The following is a 625-nucleotide window of genomic DNA, read 5'->3' as shown; positions in this document are numbered from 1 at the left end:
TAAGTTTGGATTTAACTTAACCTGTACACCATCAGTTGTTGCAACTGTACTAATGTTCGTATCACCCGTAATCGAAACGGTGTCACCTAATTTCTTAGTCGCACTTGTCGTTGCGGTATCACCTTTGAATTTTAAACCTGTGCTATCTACAGCGGTCTTCGCATCTACACCCTTTTGAATATCTGTTTTAGTGCTTGCTGCAAGATCTACTTTATAGTCAGTAACGTTGTTTGCATCTTTAGTACCTGCAGTGACTGTAACTGCTGATGAGCCTGCTGAGGCTGTCGTACCATTGGCATTAACTGTGTAAACATCTTGACCATTTGCACCTGTCGTTTTTACTACGCCAGATACATTGCTTCCAGCTGCAACTTCTGTTCTTGATGCCGCTGCTTTTGAGTCTACATAAGTTTTATTGGTCGCATCTGTACCTGCTGTTGGTGCATTATTAACTGTGACTTTGTTTGCGGTAACTTGAGTTGCCGTAACACCAGCATTGTTAATTACAGTTGAACCCGTAGTAACGCTACCTGTAGTACCTAAGTCCAATGTATTGGATAGTGCAACTTCTACTTTGCCTGCATTTACTTTTGTACTGATGTTGCTGTTTGAACCAACAATATCA

General features: G+C 41.1%; 1 protein-coding gene. It reads right to left on the bottom strand.

The window, feature by feature from the left end; all coding sequences use genetic code 11:
- A partial coding sequence (locus ACINWC743_RS24885; protein WP_009585799.1) for a hypothetical protein occupies window positions 1-625 on the bottom strand: 625 nt, incomplete at both ends.

Origin of the sequence: Acinetobacter sp. WC-743 (assembly GCF_000335555.1) — a bacterium.
In the GTDB taxonomy this organism is placed as follows: Bacteria; Pseudomonadota; Gammaproteobacteria; order Pseudomonadales; family Moraxellaceae; genus Acinetobacter; species Acinetobacter bereziniae.
This window is presented reverse-complemented; position numbering and strand designations above follow the sequence as displayed.